2 protein-coding genes are annotated in these 3,961 nt (G+C 45.4%); both read left to right on the plus strand.

Going from position 1 to position 3,961, the window contains the following annotated elements:
- Positions 1–102 precede the first annotated feature (102 nt).
- A complete protein-coding gene (hpsU, locus tag I8752_RS02315; RefSeq protein WP_214430717.1) occupies positions 103–684 on the plus strand; it encodes a hormogonium polysaccharide biosynthesis acetyltransferase HpsU in 582 nt (193 codons plus the stop codon).
- A gap of 333 nt (positions 685–1,017) precedes the next feature.
- Positions 1,018–3,961 (plus strand): CHAT domain-containing protein (locus tag I8752_RS02320; protein WP_214430718.1); only part of this gene is annotated, 2,944 nt, incomplete at its 3' end.

Genomic DNA, 3,961 nt, shown 5'->3' on the forward strand with positions numbered 1-3,961 from the left:
AGCAGGGGGAGCAGGGGGAGATGAGGGAGTGAGGGAAACGCGGGCACAAGAGAATTCCTCCTGCCTTCTGACAACTGACAACTGACAACTGACAACTAACTAATGACTAATGACGAACCTTTTGTAGATTTACGCAAATATGACCAATCCTGGTTCGATCGCGGCCGCTCTGGTTGGTATGTTTTACTTTGGTGGTTGGTACAGGCGATCGCTTTTCCTTTGACTCCTCAACCGCTAAATATTGTGCGTTGTGCTTTGCTGCGGCTGTTCGGCGCTCGGATTGGTAAAGGTGTATTGATTCGACCGACTGCCCGCTTCACGTATCCTTGGAAAGTCACCATTGGCGATTACAGTTGGATTGGAGATGACGTAGTTTTATACAGCTTAGATGAGATTCGCATCGGGGAACACTGCGTAATTTCCCAGAAAACTTACTTGTGTACTGGTAGCCATAATATCCAAGACCCGGCTTTTGGGTTGAAAACAGCAGCGATCGCGATCGGCAATGGAGCGTGGGTAGCAGCAGACTGTTTCGTAGGGCCAGGAGTAGAAATTGGAGCTAACGCAGTGATTGGCGCTCGTAGTAGTGTTTTTAATCACATGCCTGCTGGGCAGGTTTGCTTAGGAAGTCCTTGCCGTCCCCGATATGCAAGAGGGCTGAGTAACCCCGTAGTAGTGGACTGACAAGACTAAAATGTTGGTGCTAAATAGGCGGATGATTGAGGCTGACGCGGTGACACGGTGACACGGAGACGCGGTGAGACAGCGCTGCGGAGGGAAACCCTCCCGCAGGCGACTGCGAACCCGAAGGGGGATTATAGTTGATGCAAATTCTCCCTAACCTACTATTTTTTTTGCAACATTTATAGCATTGATATCAAGTCCGGATAATTAGTTAGTGGGTTAAGTTTTGCTGTAGTTGTGGTTTTTTGGGAATTATTTGCGAAATCAGTCAACTTCTATGTGAATTACTGAAATAAGCTAGCATCATACTACCCAATAACCAGCACAGTAGCAATGGTAAGAAATTGGTTGCGGATTACGCATCAAGGCGAAACGATACAACTTTCATGGCAACGCGGATATGAAAGTCCTCGCCTCGCTCCAGAAGTAGCCTTTGAGCAACCATTCGATGAAGAAAAGCTAACTGATTTGCGCTGGTACTTAGAAGATTATCTCAAGTTTCCCTACGGTATCTTTCCGGCTAACGCTGCAAAAATCGAACAAAAGTTACAGCAGTGGGGACAAGAATTATTTGAGCTAGTATTTCGCAGCACGGAAAAGGGACGAGAGTTTTTTCAAGAAGCGACACGGGAAGGACTCGATAACTGCGAACTGAGCATCATTTCCGATAACGCCAACGTGCTGAATTTACCTTGGGAGTTACTATATTCCCCCGACGATCAATTTCTTGCACCTTCACTGGCGGGAATGTATCGCAGTCTCAGCAGTCAGGGCGTAAAAGCACCATTGCCACCAATGCCCGATGACCAACTGAATATTTTATTAGTCATTGCCCGTCCTGAGGGTGAGCAAGACGTAAATTTTAAAACTATTGCCCGTCCTTTGCTGGCGGCGTTGCAACCGATACGTCAGCGAGTCAATCTTAAGGTATTGCGTCCCCCTAGCTTGAAAAAGTTTGAAGCAGAATTGCAAGCCCATAAGGGTTTTTATCATATTGTCCATTTTGATGGACATGGGAATTTTGACAACCAGACACAGGAGGGCGTTTTATCCTTTGAAGATGAGCAGGGAAACGAGCAAGCTGTCAGCGCTAGAGAAATTGCCCAATATTTGACAGATTGCCGCGTACCGATTTTTGTACTGAATGCTTGCAAATCTGGGCAAGTAGGCGAAGAAGCCTTTTCTTCAGTGGCGGGACAGTTGGTGAAATTGGGGGCAAAGGGTGTAGTAGCGATGGCGTATTCAGTTTACGCCAAAGGTGCAGAACACTTTGTTGGGCGGTTGTATGGGGAATTAGTCAGGGGAGAGTGTATCGCCACAGCCGTTGCAGCAGGGCGCAAGTCCATGTCTATTGAGAAAATGCGCCCCAGTCCGAAAGGAAATTTACCTTTACAAGATTGGCTTGTGCCGGTGCTGTATCAGCAGGAACCCTATACGCCTTTTGTTCCTCAAAAGACAGCACCCAGTTTTGCTGATTTGATGGCGCAAGCAGACAACACGCCAGCAAGCAGCAAAGCTGTAGGTTTACCTGATGAAAGCGCTTATGGTTTTATTGGGCGAGATTATGAGATTTTGCGTTTAGAGAGAGCATTTCGGCAAAATCATCTGGTTTTGGTGCAGGGAATGGGCGGTGTCGGTAAAACTGAGTTAGTCGCAGGTTTCGCCCGGTGGTTGGATGATACTCAAGGACGGACTGGGGGTATTTTCTTTACCTCCTTTGAACAGGGTGCGGGGTTGAGTCAGGTAATTAACCAAATTGGCAGGGCATTGGGTGGTGAGAGATTTTCCCAAATGATGCCAGAACAGCAGGATGCTAAGGTGCGACAATATCTGCAAATTCATCCTTGTTTGTTGATTTGGGATAACTTTGAACCTGTTAATGGTTTCCCTACGGGGAACGAACCATTATTGAGTAGGGAAGAGAGAAATAAGCTGAAGCGGTTTCTGAAGGAATTGCGGGGTGGTAAATCTTGGGTATTAATTACCAGTCGCCGCGAAGAACCTTGGCTAGATTGTGGGTATAGTTTAATCAATTTGCGGGGGTTATCTCAAGCGGATGCCCAAGAGTTAGCCGCGAAGATTTTGCAAACGGTGGGTGTGGAGAGAAAGAACCTGCCAGCAGAGTATTTGGAATTGCTGAAATTACTGGGAGGACATCCCTTGTCTTTGCGGGTGGTGTTACCGCATTTAAAGACACAGACACCTGTGCAATTAATTGAGGCACTGCGGCGGGGGTTGGATACTTTTAGGGGACAAGAGGAAGAAGGGAGAGAAAAATCTCTTACTGTGTCGTTGGATTATTCTTTTGCGAAGTTGTCGGAACGTACACGACGACATTTACCATTTTTGGCGCTGTTTTGCGATCGGGTTGATGCAGATTGGCTGCATCTGTTCTCAGCAAGTTCTGATGATAGCTTTGGGCAAGCTTATCAAGCGGTGTTTGGGGAAAACTTGCAAAAACCAGATTGGTTAAGGATTCTCAATGAAGCCACCGCCGCAGGTATTGTGGAATATTTATTTGGTGACACTATCTACAAAATTCACCCCGCACTACCTTGGTATTTGCGCCAGCAGTTAAACACAATGGCTTCCCAGCAGGTGATTAACGAACTCGAAAAAAAGTTGTTGATTTTCTACACTTATTTGGCTGCTCACTACGATAAGCAACTCATCAGCAACGCTGAACTGGCAACTTTTATGCTGCGAATGGAAGAACCAAATTTGTTGCAAAATCTGCGCCTTGCTGAACAGCAACAGGAATGGGCTTATGCACAATGGATTCTACAAGCCTTGGGAGAAATGTATCAGCGTTTAGGGCGCAAACCTAAATTTAAGTCACTGCGACAACGGGCACTGAACCAAATAGGCATTCACTTGGCAGATGTAAAAGCAAAGGGTAAAGATGCTCTGAATTTCTGGGTATATATACAAAGTCATGAAGCTAATGAAGCACTACAAAGTGCTAAGTTGACAGAAGCAAAAAAAATTTATCAAGAAATTTTAGATGAGTTGATGGCTTTAAATGATACCTCAGTGAGTAATAAAATTGCTATTGCTATTGTTTATCATCATCTAGGTAGGGTATCTCAAGAGCAAAGACAGTTTGATGTGGCTGTTAATTACTATAAAAAGGCGTTGAAGATAAAAGAAGATAGCGGAGATTTGTATAGTGCTGCTAGTGATTATCACCAACTGGGCATTGTAGCTCAAGAGCAAAGGCAATTTGATGTGGCTGTTAATTACTATAAAAAGGCGTTGAAGATAAAAGAAGATAGCG

This window comes from Dendronalium phyllosphericum CENA369 (genome assembly GCF_016056275.1).
Classification (GTDB): Bacteria; Cyanobacteriota; Cyanobacteriia; order Cyanobacteriales; family Nostocaceae; genus Dendronalium; species Dendronalium phyllosphericum.